Source organism: Butyricimonas muris (assembly GCF_046365375.1).
Taxonomy (GTDB): domain Bacteria; phylum Bacteroidota; class Bacteroidia; order Bacteroidales; family Marinifilaceae; genus Butyricimonas; species Butyricimonas muris.
The window spans coordinates 15,964-32,966 of sequence record NZ_JBKEIT010000002.1 but is presented as its reverse complement, the minus strand read 5'-3'; the positions used below and the strand labels follow the sequence as shown (position 1 = coordinate 32,966).

Sequence of the window (17,003 nt, the reverse complement as noted above, 5' to 3'; positions counted from 1 at the left end):
ATAATATTTTTATTGTTCCCAAAAAAATCTATACATTGAAGTATTTATTTCACCATTTGACAACATGTTAACAAATAATGCCACATGAATCAATATAAAACCAACTATTAATAATTGTGGAATAACTCTTTTAGAATTAACACAATAATAAATAAAATATGCCAGCATTATAATTTTAATATTTGTAAAATATACAAATGGACGATTCAGTATAATAGAGTCTCCAATTACAAAATCTGCTAAAATTCGAATAAACCACATACTATAAATCATTAAAAAAAAATTATTCTTATAGTAATTTTTCAGTCTATTACTAAATAAAATAATTATCACGGAGATAAAAACATTAATATAAAAACCATAACCAGTATTATTCCCAAATTGCGCCATAGAATTCAATTGTTCATTTCTCAAAATCCCAATTAAATAAACATCATATCCAAAAAGTCTTGCAAAATCAGAAAAGATTCCAGAAATTAAATTTATTACAAAATCATAATTGAATGACAAATAAAGTGCTATGAGATAGAAAATAATCTGTATCTTAATATTGGGAAACCAATCTTTTCTCCATTGAAATAGTGGGTATAAAATAATTACTAGCCAAGCTGATTTGTGAAATAATGAAGCAAAAAATATACACAAGAAATACTTTACAAACTTTTTATTATCAATATATTGAATCGAATAAAGAAAAATACACGCAGCAACTTGCTGCCTAATTATATTCATCATTGATAGATAATAAGAACCAAAAATCAAAAAAAAGGCCATAAATGGGAACAAAAAACGCTGATGCCGTAAAGTATAAAAAAGCAAAAACACCTGAATAAATGCCCACAAGCCAAAATAACACGCATAATGAATATTCAAATCAGACATGCTATCAGTAACCCATAAAAACAAGGGTTCCATTTCCCTATCTCCCCCCCAAATATACATCTTCAAATATGCAGGATAATCCACTCCAACGTTATACCTACAACCAAAAATAAAGGCAAAAACAATAAGAGGAAAAATCGTTTCCCAATGTAAAAAAGACAATTTATAATTGTAATTATTACAATTTGTCCATCTATGATAATATAGATGTTCTCTTTGAGCTGCAACAATCCCACACAAAACCATCACTATAGTTAGCAATCCATAAACAACTATACTTTCAAACATCAATCAACCCAAATTATAAATAAAATTCTACTTTGAAAAAAAGTAACTATTTTCACTTTCGGCATTCTTATCAATTTATTTTATCTTTCACAAATCACCTTTCTTCATTCCTTGCCGATCCGATATAACACAGTCTTTTTTTAGTCTTATTTGATTGTAAAAAGCATCTCACCATTCCCCATAGACAACTCATAACTAGCAATTTTTAACTTTGCATCAGAAGAAATTATTTAAATAAATCATCAAATTGCTGTTTAATCCCACCACAACAAACTTGAACAAAACCTAACTCCCAATTATCATTCGCCTCAATAAACAATGGACCATCATCCGTTATTGCCACATCCCAACCTATCGAATGTATCTTATCAAGTTTCGAATGGAAATTCTTACATCTCGTTATTGCTTCTTCATAATATGGAACCTCGAAACCCTCAAACTTGAATTTTGTATCAGGGTGTTCTTCTGTTTTTGTACCATAACCTGGCTTGTAAAAACCATATTTCATCAACCTACCATCTGAATTTATTCCCACAACGAGCCCTCCTTTTGCCCAGTTATCTATAACAGAATCATTTGCTCCGATCCTTAACAAGGTCCCCAAAACAACTATATCAATGGGGTTATCTGAATATTTGGGATTTACAGTAACTATTCGCAATGTATTTATTGACTTTGAATAAATACAATTTATATCCCGATGATTCTTCAAAAGTTTTTGAACGATCAACGAGGTTTGCAATAATAATCTTCCTACCCGCTGCGATAATTCCTCGTAAGAACAAAGACTATCGTCTATCTTGTATTCCCCTCTTACCAAAGCTACAGACAGTGTACCGTTTCCACACATGCTATCTATAGGTTTCAAGAACAAATTATCATATTTTTTCAACAAGACATTCAACTCTTCAACACAATGAATTTGAGCCAAATTTGACACAACAGGCATATCGAAGTATTTACCTATTATCGTAAATAATAATTTATCACGAAGTAAACAAATATAACTGTATGGTGCTGGAGAATTTAATTCATCTCTTTTTAGCATAAAAGGCTTGTAAGCTAAGTAATCGTCATTATTTTGTTTCACGTCAAAACCATAAACAAAATAATACAAGTTAGGCCAATTATACTTGAGCACCTCTCTTATTTGCTCAAAATATATTTTAAACCTAGACTTCATTTTATATTCTGGATAATAAGTTTGCGCATACACAAATTTATTTCTATACTTAAACAACCTCCCTAATTCGAAAATTTTAACTCTAATAGACTTCAACGACATGTTGTCTTTCTTTAAAATTAAAGACTAGAGAACTAATTAAATAACTTATTTACAAGATTAGTTAACTCATCCCTGACACCTACCTTTAATGGGGATTGCATCACGTCGAAATCAGGTCCATAATTCCCCTCAACGATCTCTATTTCATTATCAGGTAACAATGCAATATCCCACCCCGCAATATGAATTCCGGAATATTGCCTGCACGCCCTCTCACAACATACTTTTATTTGTTTCCATAACGGGATTTTAAATCCTTTGAATCGGATTCCAGTATCAGGGTGTACAGGGTACATGTTACCATTAGTATCTATTCCATCGCTTTCTATTAACCCGGTTTCCACGTTAATCTGTGCGAAAATCCCACCAGCATGAGCGTTATCAATTACGTTACCATGAACTCCAACACGTATAAATGATCCAAATATCACAACTTTATCGTTATTTGATAATGTCACTACGCGTATCGTGTTCAACGACTGGGGGTGAAAAGCTTCTATAACAGCCGAATTATGAATACACTCTTCCAGTAGGTAGTTTTCCGATTTCAATCGAGTGTACAAGTTTTTCAATTCCAATTCTGGAGTTATCGAATACACCTTAAATATCCCAACCCCACACGATGAAGCTAGCGGCTTCGCGATACAATCATGAAGACGAACAAAGGTTGTAAACTCTTCATAGGAATGATCGTTTACAAGCATATATTCTCTGTGAACAAAGTTCTTAAATTCATTCAGGAAACGAATTTTATTCGTAAACAAGTCCTTTATATCCGGTAAAACAAGTCTACGATAAAGCTGTAATGCCGAGAAACGAGATATAAAACTTTGACGTTCTATATCTGATCGTTCCCAAAAATTATATTGCCACATGTACTCTGAGAATGATACTACGTACGATTCTAAAGCGCATTTATAATCTTCAAAAGAACCATGTAGGAACTCGTTACTTGCAAATTTACTTTCAGCTTCTTTTAATAAAAATCGCTTTTGTCGCTTTTCGACTAATGATAACTTTTCAGCATGACTCTTTTTATAAAACGAATCCTCAAACCATTCATTTAACCTGATCCCATAAATGCAGTAATCGTAAATACTTGTATAAAAGATATCATATACATCTTCACTCGTTTTGCTAATTCCATTAATTTTTATGGTATCAAACATCCAATTCTTCAAAGGTAAAGTGTAAATAAATTGATTTTCCTCGTACAAGACCTTACCGATACTTACAATTTCATCTACATCATCTGTAATTGGTATTATCATTTTTGATCGTATTAAAACCCTATTTGAACTACTGGTATCTCAAATCCGAACGTAACTCAAGAAAGCGATTTGAAGCCATCTCTTCTTTGAATTGCTCGAGCAATTTACGAATATCATATACAGGCTCGTAACCTAATTCCTTCTTAGCATTATCTACATTCATCAAACACCCACCTCCACTAACTTTCTCTGGTGCGTAACTAATCGGGGAAGGATTATCCTCGGGTGAGAACACGTCTACAATTGTACGAACTTGCTGTTCGAGTGTTACAGGTACACCCGTACCTACATTATAAAAACCTTTATCCCGGTCTACAAGAACACATTTACAAAGCATTTGCGCAAAATCGTACACGTGAACCATATCTTTTGAATAATTCGGATCCCCCCAAATTGACAACGGCTCGCTATTAATTGCTCTATTTATCATCACGTAAAGCGGGCGCATGACCTTCTCTCCATTATCGTTATACATGTATGGATACGCGTTGTAGGCATATATCGTGGGAAGCCTGAAAACGAATTTCTTCAAACCATACTTTTCATGATAATGCTCCATCAACTCTATTGTTGCATTTTTACATATCACGTATAGTGAGTGAAAATCAGAATAACTAAATCTTGGTTGCGCGTACGGCTCAAGAGGCTTATTCTCGCCAAAATAACCAGCTAGATCAAACACCGTTTGGCAAAATAATAACCGATCCGCTTTTACTTCTCGACAATACTCTAACACGTTAAACGTTCCTACAAGATTCACGTCAAATTGTTTTCTCGGCTCCTGACCATCTGATTTTGTCGGGAGTTGAGCTGATAATAATATCACGGCGTGAACATCATTCTTTGGTAATTTTGCAAAATCTTCTTTATTGGACAAATTCACTGAATAATATGGAACATTCATCTGTTCAAAGAAATTCGTTTGTCTTCTTCCTGATGCTATAACTTCATAATCTTTACCCGCAAAAAATTTAATAGCATAATCTAACACGTAAGTACCCACCTTTCCTGTTGCTCCAAAAATTATCACCTTCTTACTCATGATTCTCTTCTTGTATTTATAATTTCAACAATGTTTTCCATCATACTATGATCACACCTCTGATCTACAGGCAAAGCCACAAGCGTATTCACATAATCGCTCTCGATATTGTTTTTACCTACCCATTCCAACACGTTAGGCCAATACGTGGCAACATATATTTTATTATCTATAAGCCTGTTTCTTAAGTTTTTCTCTTCACAGTAAAAAGGATATACCATAGGGACGGCTCCTTCATCTTCCAAAAAACGCACGCGATTAATTCTATCAAGCCTGTTTTTTAGATATTTATAATTCTCCACACGTTTTTTTCTTACAATATCATAATCGATCGAACATAGTAACGCATCTGTAAATCGAGACATTTTCTTTATCGGCTGACCTATCAACGAATCATCATTTCGTCGAAAATTTGCATAACCTCGTGAAGCGGACTCGTCTATCCGTCTAAGCAGGTGTACGCTACGTTGATACGAGACATCCCGCTCCAATGCAATATCGAGCAATTTATCCGTGTACAAGTAAGCCCCGTCTGGCACCCCGAAGAATTTTCTTGCAGAATAAAATGTATCTATTCCCTCCACGGGAGGAGCATAAAAAGCCTGAGCGTTATCCACTATCAATCGAGACCCGTAAATTGATGCCAGATACTCAACGCAAGCTTGTTTTAACCCAAAATAATTTGTATACAAAAACGCCTCTCCAACCTTCAATACAATCTTTTCGAGTGGTTCCAACAAGGCGTCAATAGAGTAAAACTCAAATTCTAAGCCATACTTCTTTAGCGGTTCCAACATCACTTCACAAGTATAGTATGGAATATAAACTTTCGTGTATTTTCTTGCACGAAGTATATACTCGAAACAATTACGTGCAGTATTCAAACGCAATGCTTGGGAATGATAGTGTTCCCCTTCTCTTAATTCCAGTTCGAAATAGCCTCCAATTTCTTTCATGCAATAATAACTTTCAACCAAACTGCCTGATTTCGCATGCATTTATTCAATTCATTAGCAGAATCAAACTTGACAACTAATGTTCCTATCGCATCATTAGCTCCATTAAATGTAGAAACTTTATCACCCTTCTCCACCCATAAATCAATCTCCACGACATATTTCTCTCTAAAATTTTCCTCAATTTCTAATCCTTCAAAACACCCTGCTTTATCAGCATGTAAGATTATTTCTGCCCAAAAACCTTGATAAGGACGTTGCTCCACGGCTATCACCTCGTCTCCAACTGCTGCTCTCACTGCATTAGTTATCAAATCCACGCCCGTCGCATACCTTAACATTTCCGCCAAGCGATTTCCTCCTCCCCGCGGCGAAACTTCCATGAGGTAAGCTTGCCCGTTTTTCCCGATACGAGTTTCTACATTATAAATAGAAGTGCGCATATGCAAAAGAGACAACAAACGCTGCAATTCAAATGTCAATTTAGCTTCCTGCTCTTTCGTGAATGTTGATGGCCAACTATATGTAGAAGGTGTATATGGATTAGCCGCATCTTCGTCGAAACGCTGAGCAGAAAAAGAAATAAACTTCAATTCCCCATCCACTGAAAAACAATCTGTATCAGAAGAACAACCTTGTTTTTCAATAAATTCCTCCACAATCACACGTTTGGAGTGAGAATGAGCAAATGCCTCTCGCAAGGCTATTTCCAAATCAGTAAAGCTATCTACACGCGTTACACCTTTACTTCCCGCTGAATCTGTCGGTTTTACTATCACGGGAAAAACATACCAAGATTTATCCGATAAAGCCTCTTGCATCGAAGAAAAACTTCTTGAATCGGGTACCGTAAAACCATGTTCTCTCAAAAATTTTCGGAATAAATCTTTATTTTGCAAAATTAAAACTGATTCATAAGGATTCCCAGGAAGACCCAACCGTTCTTGAACATAAGCAGCAGTAATAACACCTGGATCTACTGCAAATGACATTATTCCATCTATTTGCAATTCTTGCGCCAAGGCTAACACGGCTTCTTTATCTATAATGCTAACATTATGATATTCATCAGAATATTTATGTGCAATATTATTTGGAATATAATCGCAAGTAATAACATAATACCCCAAATCATGAGCAGCCTTAATTACCGGAAGTAAATAACGCAACCCTCCCAGCAATAGTATTTTTTTTTGTTTAAACATCAATCTTATAATATACCAAAGATTATAATCTATTCTAAAATCACCTCTAATACTCTGTTTATGTCATCCTCGCCCAACGCGTGATGCATCGGCAAACAAATCACTTCATCTGCCATTTTAGTGGCTATTGGCAAATGTCTCGGGTTTGAGGATTCCAAGCCACGATAAGTAGAAAAAGTACTAATCAATGGATAGAAATAGCGACGCCCCAGCACTTTATTTTCTTTCATTTTGAAATACAACTCATCACGAGTTATCCCATATTTCTCAGCATCAATGAAGATCGGGAAATACGAATAATTATGCCGAACACCCGGAATATCATCAAAAAAAGTAACTCCTTCCACCTCTCGCAAGACCTCTCGATATCTATCCGCGACTCTATGACGCGAACTTATAGCTTGATCAACTTGCTTTAAGTTTAATAAGCCATAAGCAGCCCGAACTTCATCCATTTTGCTATTAATTCCCGGAGCAACAACCGTGGTTTCCCCCGCAAAACCAAAGTTTTTCAAATAATCAATCCGTTTTTTCGTTTGCTCGTCACCCATAACCAATGCCCCACCTTCGATCGTATTGTAAACTTTTGTCGCATGAAAACTTAATGTACTCATATCACCTGCTTTCAAAATAGATTCACTGTCAACCTCTACTCCAAAAGCATGGGCTGCATCATAAATGACTTTTAAACCATATTTATCAGCAATAGATTGTATCGCCTTCGTATCACAAGGTTTACCGTAACAATGTACCGGCATAATAGCCGTCGTCTTGGGGGTAATAGCAACCTCTATCTTTTCCGGATCAAGATTACAAGTCCTTGGATCTATGTCTACAAATACAGGTTTAATTCCATTCCACCACAAAGCATGTGTCGTTGCCACGAAACTATAAGGTGTCGTGATCACCTCACCCGTGATACGTAACGCCTGCAAGGCTGTGATTAATGGCAATGTACCGTTCGTAAACAAGCTAATATAAGGTACTTTCAAGTACTCGCACAACGCCTTCTCTAATTCTTGATGGAAATGACCGTTATTCGTGATCCATTTACTATCCCAAATTTCTTGAAGGAACTTATTAAATTCTTTCAGACCTGGTAACAAAGGTGAAGTTACAGTAATTTGCTTATTTTCCATACTTGATTCTATCTAATACATTTAATAGTATCATTTTAATTTCTAGATATTCATCTCTTTTCAATAACTCGGATAATACAATCACAAGTAAAACACCTGTAATAATTTGTAACGGGAATAATACAAAAGGTGAAATTCGCAAATATGACATGAGATACACAAACAAGGCCATAATCAAAGCAATCATAAATGAAGGGAAAATATCTTTAACCTGTTCAGATATACCATAATTAACATCTTTTCCAGAATAATAACCATTTAAATAGTACGCAAAGAAACCTATAATCACACTCCCCCATAACATCCAATAAATCCCCACAAATATTCCCAATAATAAAGGACCTATTGCTATTAGTTTTTTGATTATTTCCAAAATTAAAAAAACATCTGAACGTCCTTTTACTTTCAACATATTCAAATTAAGAGCATGCAACGGATACATCATCCCCGAAAAACATATAATCTGTAAAAAAGGAACACAAGGTAACCATTGTTCTCCGACTAGAACTAAAATCATTGATTTCGCAGAAGCTGCTAATCCCAAAATACAAGTAAAAGTGACAAACATCGTCATCTTTATAATTTTTTTATACGCCAATTTCAATTGCTTTTGGTCATTTTGAATCTCACTTAAAACAGGATAACTCACACGTTGCACAACAAAAGTTAAATTACTGGAGAATATCTTATTAAACTGATTTGCTTGAGTATATTGTCCCAAAATATCAGTTGAATACCATTTACCAATTATCACTTGATAGATTTCCTTCCATATAGTATCTATTAAACCCGATATCAATAATTTCCAACCAAAATTGAATAACATTCTAAATCTGTAGAAAGAAAACAGGAACTGGGGGCGCCATCTAGTATAAACACATAAAAAAAAAGAATTTAGAAATTGTCTAGATATCTGTTGTCCAACAAGACTCCATACTCCCAATCCTCCAACAGCCATCCCGATACCAATTCCTCCACTTGACAAAGAAGCTATAAGAGAAATTTTTGTTTGAGTTTTAAAATCAACTTGTTTAATTAAAATTGTTCTTTGAATAAGAGCTATAGCATTTATAACCACCACCACTCCCATCACTCTCATCACGGAAATTAAAATTGGTTGCGAAAAAAAATTAGCTATAGCAGGAGAGGACACATAAAGTACAATATACAGTAGTATACTCAAAATTAAATTAAAAATAAACGTTGTATTATAATCTAATTTATCCGCATTATTTTTCCTTATTAAAGCGTTTGAAAAACCGCTATCTACGATACAATCAAAAACAGCAATAAAAATTACGACAATTCCTATTATGCCATATTCTTCTGGAGAAAGCAATCGAGCCAATACCAATCCGACCAAAAAAGTTATTCCTTGATTAGCGCTATTATCTATAAAACTCCAAGTTACCCCTCGAACTGCTTTATGCTTTAAAGATGCAGCCATTACTATAAATTAATCATGAATGACGGTTATCACACTTCATTATTTTTCTCTCAATAACTTCAACAAATATTGGCCATATTGATTCTTCTCCATAATCTCAGCCACCTCTCGTAATTTAACCTCACTTATCCATCCTTTTCGATAAGCAATAGCCTCCAGGCAAGCGACCTTCAAACCTTGACGCTTTTCAATCACCTCGACAAAAATTGAAGCGTCAGACAGGGAATCATGCGTCCCCGTGTCCAACCAGGCAAAGCCCCTCCCGAGTAACTTCACTTTCAACTTGCGAGCAGCAAGAAATTCTTGGTTTACCGTTGTAATCTCCAACTCTCCCCGGGCTGATGGCTTTATATTCTTGGCTACGTTCACCACCTTATTGGGGTAAAAGTACAAACCGACCACAGCGTAATTAGATCGCGGGTTTTCCGGTTTCTCCTCTATACTCAATACATTTCCCTCCTTATCAAATTCTGCTACCCCATAACGTTCCGGATCTTCCACGTGATAACCAAAAACTGTTGCCTTACCTTCGATTTCGGCCAACCTAACAGCTTCTTCTAACATCGGACGAAAACCTTGACCATAGAAAATATTATCTCCCAACACAAGGCAAACACTATCACCCCCTATAAATTTCTCTCCGATAATAAAAGCCTGTGCCAACCCATCCGGACTCGGCTGCTCTTTATACTCAAAACGTACTCCATAATCAGAACCATCCCCTAATAATCGTCGAAATCCAGGTAAATCCTGCGGCGTGGAAATAATCAAAATCTCCCGAATCCCCGCCAACATTAACACTGATATAGGATAATAGATCATTGGTTTATCATACACCGGCAACAATTGCTTACTTACCCCTTTAGTAATAGGATACAATCGAGTTCCAGACCCTCCGGCCAATACAATCCCTTTCATAAAAATATTATTTATATTTATCAAAAGAAGCGTCCCCTCCGGTATTAATAGCTTGATCCGGCTTAGAAGTACCGTCGAGGGAGACGCTGTTACCGGGGGTTGCGTAACCCGGCATATCTCTCGTTGTAAGCGGCGAACTCCCGCTTTGCAAGTATATTAAACACTTTTATTGTAACATCAAAACCATTCTCCCGCGATTGCAGGAATCGTTTGACAATCTCCTCCTCCTCTTGCCTCACGGTGATAACCAAACGCACACGCTCTTCCCCCAGACGCGCATGTTCTTCCAACGGCAACATCATCGCCCCGACCGCGTCATCATACAGGCAAATGGCATCCCACCAAGACAACAACATTTCACGATCACCGCCACGAATATATCCTAACGCCTCCGTCACCAAACGACCGGCAAGTTCCCCGCACTCCTCGTCTCCGGCAAAATAGTAACAGTTGCACAACAAACGGCAAATATTCGGCGTGCGACAAGGCAACGCGATCTTGCCGTTCCCCCGTGCCGAGAGAATCCGATACGCCGCATCCAAACCGTTTTTCAAGTAACTCAAGTCCGAGTACACCTGGTAGACATCCATCTTGTCCGCTGCATAACCCGCCCGGGTATCCACAGAAATATCATCGTTTTGCAACTGCCCGGGATACAAGTGAACGATCGATTTCGCTCGCTCGTGAATGATACCGGGAGTTCCAAAATCACGCTCCAGCCACGGGTACACCCGTACCATAGAGTACACCGTCAGGTAACCGTGTAACAAGCCCGACAATCGTGCCGGGGGATACGACCGGAGATCAAGGTTGTCCAATTGCTTGTACAAATCGTGAAATAAACCTTTTTCCATTTGTATTTTTTGATTTACGATTTTAGATTTATGATTTCAATTGTACTTGTTGACACTTTTTTTTAATCGCAAATCGTGATTCATAAATCTTAAATTAATCCATTTGTTTTACTCTATTTTTTCCAAGAATGAACCCGGGATATAAGACGTGGCGATCGATGCCACTCCTTCCAAGCGGATTACCACCCGCTTGTGCCCTCTCAAACGCACCAATTCGCCTTCCAGCCCCAGCAACGGGCCTTTAATCACCCGAACCCGGTCTCCTCGCTTGAGGTCTTTATTCAATATCTCGATGCCGGCAGGCGAGAAATCCAGCAGGAACATGAAATCTTCCATTTGCTTATCAGGAACGATCAAAGAACAATGCCCTTCTATATCTTTCAAGTAAACGATATTCAGTGAACACTCGTTGATCAGGGAGAAACTCGTCACCTTGTCCGTGTGGATAAAAATCAACCCATGAATCAAAAGCACGCGGATCATCTTGCGACCCAACGGGGTTTCCCGCACTTGTTCTTCCAGCGGGAGGAAATTCTCTATTCCCAGTTCGTCCAGTTTCTTCTTGATCAATAATTCCTGGTTCACTCGCGTGTAAGCGACATACCAGTGTAGTTGTTTCTCCTTGATCATGTAATTATTTATTCACCTTCTTTACAAACGTTTTTTTGATACTTCGGCAATTCCGCGGGATGAGCCGACCGGACGCGCTTCGCGCACTAACCCTCTCACCGGTTTTGATTTATTGCCATGTGTTTCACGCACCCCACTTAAACAGTGCTATGTATTATAGACGCACGAAAGCTGTTTCGCAAAACGATATTTTATATCAGAAAACGATCATTTAATGATATTAACAATATTAATATTCACTTTTATGTACACACAAGTGTAAACACCTAATTACGAGAGTCAAAAAAAAATCTAATAAAAGTATTGCGATACTCAAAATTGATGTATATTTGCACCGCATCAAACGATCGTTTAAAAATATCACATAACAATCTTATACTCAACTCCAAAACTCCACCACATCACTGTTTTGCCCCATTGACGATTAATACTACTCTTTTTAACATCATCCCGTTTTCTCTTCCACCAATACCTATAGAAGACCCATTGTAATTATACCCAAATAATACCGTAATCATACCCCTCCTTCGTTCTTCCTCCGTTTATCCTCTGAACATCCTATAATCTTTCATATAGAAACACTGGAGCAGAACTACTCGAACATCAGCCCTATGAACTTATTACCTTGGGTTCTCGGTAGGATTGCATTGGGTCTTCTATGGGTGCAAATATGAAATATCAACTAAAATTAATACCTTCGCCGGGAATATAACTTTCGAGGGAACACCGAATTCTCTCGGAACTAAAACAAAAAAAGAATGCTGGATCACAAACTCACTATATTCTACCACACGGCAAAACATTTGAACACCACGAAAGCGGCTGAAATTTTACGGATTTCCCAACCGGCAGTGTCCAAAAGTATCAAAGAAATGGAACGGGAAATGGGACTAACCCTTTTTGAACGGGAAAAAGGAAGATTGGCACTTACCCCTGCCGGGAAATACCTGCTGGAACAAAGCGAAGACCTTATCGAACGGGAGCGTGCGATCACGTTCAACCTGCAACACATGAAAGAAGAGTTTTCCGGCACGCTCCATATCGGGGCAAGCACCACGCTCTCGCAATACATCCTACCCGAACTTCTGGCCCAGTTTCGAGAACGTTACCCCCAGATAAAAATCAACTTGATTAGCGGCAACACGGATCAGATCGAACAGGAACTCCTCAACCGGAATATTCAACTCGCGTTCATCGAGGGAACACCTTCACAACCGGATATTCATTACATACCTTTCCTGAAAGATGAAATCGTACTGGTAACCTCATCCAAAAACACAACGTGGGATTCAATTACCAAGGCAGAATTGCAAGAACTGAAATTCGTGGTGCGCGAGAAAGGTTCGGGTACTTACAACATCATCCAAAGACACCTCTCCGACGCTGGAATTGCAATCAATGACCTCAACCAACAAATGGTAATCGGAAGCACGGAAGGCATCAAACAATACTTGAAATACTCGGATTGCTATGCCTTGGTTTCTATTTTCTCCATTCGAGATGAATTAGCTTGCGGGATGCTCAAGATCGTCGACATGGACGACCTCGAGATCACCCGAACCCTTTACGCCATCCACAAACAGGGACAAATAGACTCTTATGCCGAATTGCTGCTGAGATTCTGCGAACAACGCAAGAAAATCTTATGATTCAGTGATTGAAGAATCACCCCATCGGCAATCACTGGCTCCTTGAATCTTTGAATTGTTTCGGGCAGAAAAGATAGACCAGAAAACTACACACGAGTATAATGATCCCCGTGGTCACGAACAAATTCCCTATTCCGACCAGCGGGGACACAAGGCTCCCGAACAAAAATTGGAAGAAACCGAGTATTGCCGAGGCACATCCCGAGTTCGTTCTCTCCAAATCCAGAGCAAGCGAAGTTGTCGGTGGCATAATCGTCCCGAAACACAAGGCAAGCAACACGAACATCCCTTCCACCACGATAAAAGATAATTCCATAATCAACGCCGCTGCCGTGAAAACACTAAGTAACAGAAAAACTTTCGTCATCATCGACAATACCTTCTGTTCATTCCGAAAGAAAGAAACCAGTACACTCCCGATCATAATACAAAAAGCATTCGCCCCGAAACACAGGCTATATTGAGCGGGAGATAACCGGTAATGCGATTGAAAAATAAAAGGGGAAGCCGCTATATACGCGAAAAACACACCAAAAGCCAAAGCCTGCGTGAGCACGTAACGCATAAACCTCCGGTTTTTCAAAATCGGGACAAAACCTTTCAACGCTGAAAACGTGCTGCCTTGAACGCGTTTCTCACGGGAGTGCGACTCCCGGAAGACAAAAGTCATAAAAAACAAAATCATCCCGAAAGCGAACAGTATACCGAATATTCCCCGCCAATCCGTCACGTTCATCATCACACCTCCCAGTACCGGTGCGGCAATAGGGGCGATCCCCTGTATTCCCGCAAGCAGGGAAAAGAACACCGACAATTCCCGTCCGGAATACAAGTCGACAATGATCGAACGGGCAATCACGACACACCCCGCCCCGAATATACCCTGCACGAGACGAAAAAACAGGAAATGGTAAATCGTGGGAGAAAAAATACAAGCGACTGTTGCCAAAGAAAATACACCCAAAGAAAACGCCAAAGGACGTACACGCCCGTACTTGTCACTGACCGGACCAAGGAACAGCTGCCCGAGGGCAAGTCCCAGCATCCCGAACGTCAGGCTCAACTGCACGAGTGAAACCGATGTCCCGAAATATTGCTGCATCTGGGGAAAGGCAGGTAAGTACACATCAGTCATAATGGGTCCGAAAGCTGTCAGCGAACCCGTGAAAAGAAGTAAGAATACTTTTGAATTTTTATTTTTTACCATAATACAAATTATTTCATGTTATATATTATCCTTTTTCGGGGGCAAAGATACCGAGATGTCCTCAACCGACTATTTCCATTATCCGCTCGTCGTTGTCCATTTTGAGAACAAATAATTCGATAAATGACCTTTTTCCATTACTTTTGTACAAAAACAGGAATACATGAAGCCATTTTACACCACCACCGAAGAACCACTCGTGACCGGGACATCCGACTTGAATATGATTTTTGACCGTCCATACCGGCTGGATAGCGGATTAATACTATTCTGTCGGGAAGGGACGGCAGAAATCGAGATCGATTTAAAAAAATATCCTGTTGTACCCAACGCCGAAGTTGTGATTCTACCGGCAACCACCCTATCGCTCAATAGTTCATCACCGGAATTTCGGGTCGATTACATCGCTTTTTCCAAAGCACTCATGGACGAAGTTTCTTTTCGTCTGGAAGCCCCGTTTTTCGGCTTTTTGAAAGAGCATCCCGTGTGCTCCCACGCGGAAGGAATAAGAATCGATATCATAAACGAACTTATAAAAATGGTCACTCTCGTGTATCACGACCGACAAAACACATTCCGTAACCCGATCATTAAGAACCTGCTGCAATGCTTTTTTCTGAACATGTACGACAAGACACAAAAGTTTTTTGCCAGTGAAAAAAAAGGACACGACCGGGCAGAAGAGATTTTTCACGGTTTTATTTCCCTCGTGCAGAAACATTACCTTCAACAAAAGGAAGTCACTTTTTACGCCGATGAATTATGCATCTCGCCCCGCTACTTGACGGCCATCACGCGAAAAGTCACCGACGAATCGGCAAAAGAGATTATCGACAAACATGTCATACTTGAAATAAAAGTATTGCTGCAATCGACGGAAATGACCATTCAAGAAATCTCCAACCATCTGAACTTCCCCAACCAATCCTATCTGTCCCGTTACTTCAAAAGGCACACGGGTAAGAATCCGGTTGATTACCGGGATAAAAAGAGTGATCCCTCTACTATATCTTTAAGTAATACCCTCTGAATATTTTTTATTTCCAAAATTCATAGATTTAGAAGAATTTTGCACCGAACAAAATATTAAATAGATCATGAGCAAAATTCAACTGAACAAAAATCAAAAAGAAGTACTCTTCATCGTAGCGATGTTTCTTGTACCATTTCTTGATCCGGGCTTTGCCCTCTTATTAGGTCTGATTTTATCATTGACGATCGGACACCCGTTCCTGTCCATTAATAGTCGTGTCACCCATATACTTTTACAAATATCCGTTGTCGGCCTCGGTTTCGGCATGAATGTAGGTCAAGCTATTGAAGCCGGAAAAACAGGAATCCTTTTCACGATCGTTTCCATCGTGGTCACCATCGGTCTGGGACTTTTCTTTACCCGTAAACTACGGGTGGCAAGGGATACCGGCTTTTTGGTTTCCGGGGGTACCGCCATTTGCGGGGGAAGCGCCATCGCGGCTCTGGCTCCCGTTATCAATGCAAAAGACAAAGATATCACGGTCGCCATGGGAACAATCTTCATGTTAAACGCCGTGGCTCTATTCATATTCCCGCCTCTCGGACGTTGGTTGGAAATGAACGACCATCAATTCGGCTACTGGTGTGCTATCGCCATTCACGACACAAGCTCGGTAGTCGGTGCTGCCAAAACATACAGCAACGAGGCATTGGTTATCGCTACCACAACCAAACTGATCCGGGCATTGTGGATCATACCCGTATCGCTCATTGCCGCATTCTTTTACAACAAAGGAACAAACAAAAAATCAAAAATTTCGATTCCTTATTTCATCTTCTTGTATGTCATTGCCATGATTGTTGCAACCTACACCCCACAATGGAATCATCTCTACACGGAAATCGTCAGCTTTGCCAAAGTGGGAATGTTGTTTACCCTGTTCTTGATCGGTGCCGGACTTTCTAAAGATACGATCAAACAAGTCGGCTTCAAACCCATCTTGTTGGGTATCATACTATGGATTTGTATCAGCATCTTGTCTGCTAGCGTAATTCTACTTCTCTGATTATTACGTTCATTCTTTCATTATACATAAAAAGGCTGCCTAAAAAGTAAATAGACAGCCTTTTTTATATTATCATGACCTCTCTATAAACTTTTTTCTAATCTTTTAAAATTATATAATACACATAGTAATTAAATTTGTCAGCAATGTATTGAGAATCATATCAAAATATCTAACGAAATTTTTTATGA

The 17,003-nt window shown here is 38.7% G+C and carries 15 protein-coding genes; 3 read left to right on the top strand and 12 right to left on the bottom strand.

The window, feature by feature from the left end:
- Positions 1-9: 9 nt before the first annotated feature.
- The 11 genes from ACK8P8_RS03145 to ACK8P8_RS03095 form a co-directional block, all read right to left on the bottom strand.
- On the bottom strand, positions 10-1,170 hold the full coding sequence (locus ACK8P8_RS03145; RefSeq protein WP_369859448.1) for an EpsG family protein: 1,161 nt from the start codon (positions 1,168-1,170) through the stop codon (positions 10-12).
- 226 nt (positions 1,171-1,396) lie between these two features.
- Complete coding sequence (locus ACK8P8_RS03140; RefSeq protein ID WP_410025541.1) at positions 1,397-2,455, bottom strand: sugar-transfer associated ATP-grasp domain-containing protein; 1,059 nt, start codon at positions 2,453-2,455, stop codon at positions 1,397-1,399.
- A gap of 32 nt (positions 2,456-2,487) precedes the next feature.
- Positions 2,488-3,726 carry a sugar-transfer associated ATP-grasp domain-containing protein gene (locus tag ACK8P8_RS03135; protein WP_369859450.1) on the bottom strand — a complete coding sequence of 413 codons (1,239 nt, stop codon included), beginning with the start codon at positions 3,724-3,726 and terminating at the stop codon, positions 2,488-2,490.
- A gap of 28 nt (positions 3,727-3,754) precedes the next feature.
- Positions 3,755-4,768, bottom strand: a complete 1,014-nt coding sequence (locus tag ACK8P8_RS03130) for an NAD-dependent epimerase/dehydratase family protein (protein ID WP_369859451.1) — start codon at positions 4,766-4,768, stop codon at positions 3,755-3,757.
- Positions 4,765-5,724: a hypothetical protein gene (locus ACK8P8_RS03125; RefSeq protein ID WP_369859452.1), complete on the bottom strand. Its 960-nt coding sequence runs from the start codon at positions 5,722-5,724 to the stop codon at positions 4,765-4,767. Before ACK8P8_RS03125 ends, ACK8P8_RS03130 begins: the two co-directional genes overlap by 4 nt.
- Positions 5,721-6,929 (bottom strand): ATP-grasp domain-containing protein, encoded by a 1,209-nt coding sequence (locus tag ACK8P8_RS03120; RefSeq protein ID WP_369859453.1) that lies wholly within the window; start codon positions 6,927-6,929, stop codon positions 5,721-5,723. The genes ACK8P8_RS03125 and ACK8P8_RS03120 overlap by 4 nt, the downstream gene beginning before the upstream one ends.
- 29 nt (positions 6,930-6,958) lie before the next feature.
- Entirely contained in the window at positions 6,959-8,068 is a 1,110-nt protein-coding gene (locus ACK8P8_RS03115) for a DegT/DnrJ/EryC1/StrS family aminotransferase (protein WP_369859454.1), read from the bottom strand.
- Complete coding sequence (locus ACK8P8_RS03110) at positions 8,058-9,515, bottom strand: lipopolysaccharide biosynthesis protein (RefSeq protein ID WP_369859455.1); 1,458 nt, start codon at positions 9,513-9,515, stop codon at positions 8,058-8,060. Before ACK8P8_RS03110 ends, ACK8P8_RS03115 begins: the two co-directional genes overlap by 11 nt.
- A gap of 39 nt (positions 9,516-9,554) precedes the next feature.
- The gene (rfbA, locus tag ACK8P8_RS03105; RefSeq protein WP_369859456.1) at positions 9,555-10,433 is read right to left on the bottom strand and encodes a glucose-1-phosphate thymidylyltransferase RfbA; all 879 of its coding nucleotides are present in this window, start codon (positions 10,431-10,433) and stop codon (positions 9,555-9,557) included.
- A gap of 89 nt (positions 10,434-10,522) precedes the next feature.
- On the bottom strand, positions 10,523-11,287 hold the full coding sequence (locus tag ACK8P8_RS03100) for a hypothetical protein (protein ID WP_369859457.1): 765 nt from the start codon (positions 11,285-11,287) through the stop codon (positions 10,523-10,525).
- A gap of 108 nt (positions 11,288-11,395) precedes the next feature.
- Positions 11,396-11,917 carry a UpxY family transcription antiterminator gene (locus ACK8P8_RS03095; protein ID WP_369859458.1) on the bottom strand — a complete coding sequence of 174 codons (522 nt, stop codon included), beginning with the start codon at positions 11,915-11,917 and terminating at the stop codon, positions 11,396-11,398.
- A 758-nt stretch (positions 11,918-12,675) separates the two neighbouring features.
- On the opposite strand from ACK8P8_RS03095, the gene ACK8P8_RS03090 reads away from it, so the two are divergent.
- Positions 12,676-13,566 (top strand): LysR family transcriptional regulator, encoded by an 891-nt coding sequence (locus ACK8P8_RS03090; protein ID WP_369859459.1) that lies wholly within the window; start codon positions 12,676-12,678, stop codon positions 13,564-13,566.
- 31 nt (positions 13,567-13,597) lie between these two features.
- Here the strand turns inward: ACK8P8_RS03090 and ACK8P8_RS03085 are convergent, their stop codons facing one another.
- Complete coding sequence (locus ACK8P8_RS03085) at positions 13,598-14,773, bottom strand: multidrug effflux MFS transporter (protein ID WP_369859460.1); 1,176 nt, start codon at positions 14,771-14,773, stop codon at positions 13,598-13,600.
- Positions 14,774-14,936: 163 nt separating this feature from the next.
- On the opposite strand from ACK8P8_RS03085, the gene ACK8P8_RS03080 reads away from it, so the two are divergent.
- Both ACK8P8_RS03080 and ACK8P8_RS03075 read left to right on the top strand, forming a co-directional pair.
- Positions 14,937-15,803: a helix-turn-helix domain-containing protein gene (locus tag ACK8P8_RS03080; protein WP_186977106.1), complete on the top strand. Its 867-nt coding sequence runs from the start codon at positions 14,937-14,939 to the stop codon at positions 15,801-15,803.
- Positions 15,804-15,870: 67 nt separating this feature from the next.
- Positions 15,871-16,812, top strand: coding sequence for a YeiH family protein (locus tag ACK8P8_RS03075; protein ID WP_186977108.1), 942 nt, complete (start codon positions 15,871-15,873; stop codon positions 16,810-16,812).
- The last annotated feature ends 191 nt before the right edge of the window (positions 16,813-17,003 follow it).

What these genes read in the sequence shown, in the direction of transcription:
- ACK8P8_RS03145 (WP_369859448.1), bottom strand. Translation starts at nt 1,170, where the DNA reads ATGTTTGAAAGTATAGTTGTTTATGGATTGCTAACTATAGTGATGGTT.
- ACK8P8_RS03115 (WP_369859454.1), bottom strand. Translation starts at nt 8,068, where the DNA reads ATGGAAAATAAGCAAATTACTGTAACTTCACCTTTGTTACCAGGTCTG.
- ACK8P8_RS03130 (WP_369859451.1), bottom strand. Translation starts at nt 4,768, where the DNA reads ATGAGTAAGAAGGTGATAATTTTTGGAGCAACAGGAAAGGTGGGTACT.
- ACK8P8_RS03095 (WP_369859458.1), bottom strand. Translation starts at nt 11,917, where the DNA reads ATGATCAAGGAGAAACAACTACACTGGTATGTCGCTTACACGCGAGTG.
- ACK8P8_RS03135 (WP_369859450.1), bottom strand. Translation starts at nt 3,726, where the DNA reads ATGATAATACCAATTACAGATGATGTAGATGAAATTGTAAGTATCGGT.
- ACK8P8_RS03075 (WP_186977108.1), top strand. Translation starts at nt 15,871, where the DNA reads ATGAGCAAAATTCAACTGAACAAAAATCAAAAAGAAGTACTCTTCATC.
- ACK8P8_RS03120 (WP_369859453.1), bottom strand. Translation starts at nt 6,929, where the DNA reads ATGTTTAAACAAAAAAAAATACTATTGCTGGGAGGGTTGCGTTATTTA.
- ACK8P8_RS03140 (WP_410025541.1), bottom strand. Translation starts at nt 2,455, where the DNA reads ATGTCGTTGAAGTCTATTAGAGTTAAAATTTTCGAATTAGGGAGGTTG.
- ACK8P8_RS03110 (WP_369859455.1), bottom strand. Translation starts at nt 9,515, where the DNA reads ATGGCTGCATCTTTAAAGCATAAAGCAGTTCGAGGGGTAACTTGGAGT.
- ACK8P8_RS03085 (WP_369859460.1), bottom strand. Translation starts at nt 14,773, where the DNA reads ATGGTAAAAAATAAAAATTCAAAAGTATTCTTACTTCTTTTCACGGGT.
- ACK8P8_RS03080 (WP_186977106.1), top strand. Translation starts at nt 14,937, where the DNA reads ATGAAGCCATTTTACACCACCACCGAAGAACCACTCGTGACCGGGACA.
- ACK8P8_RS03100 (WP_369859457.1), bottom strand. Translation starts at nt 11,287, where the DNA reads ATGGAAAAAGGTTTATTTCACGATTTGTACAAGCAATTGGACAACCTT.
- rfbA (WP_369859456.1), bottom strand. Translation starts at nt 10,433, where the DNA reads ATGAAAGGGATTGTATTGGCCGGAGGGTCTGGAACTCGATTGTATCCT.
- ACK8P8_RS03125 (WP_369859452.1), bottom strand. Translation starts at nt 5,724, where the DNA reads ATGAAAGAAATTGGAGGCTATTTCGAACTGGAATTAAGAGAAGGGGAA.
- ACK8P8_RS03090 (WP_369859459.1), top strand. Translation starts at nt 12,676, where the DNA reads ATGCTGGATCACAAACTCACTATATTCTACCACACGGCAAAACATTTG.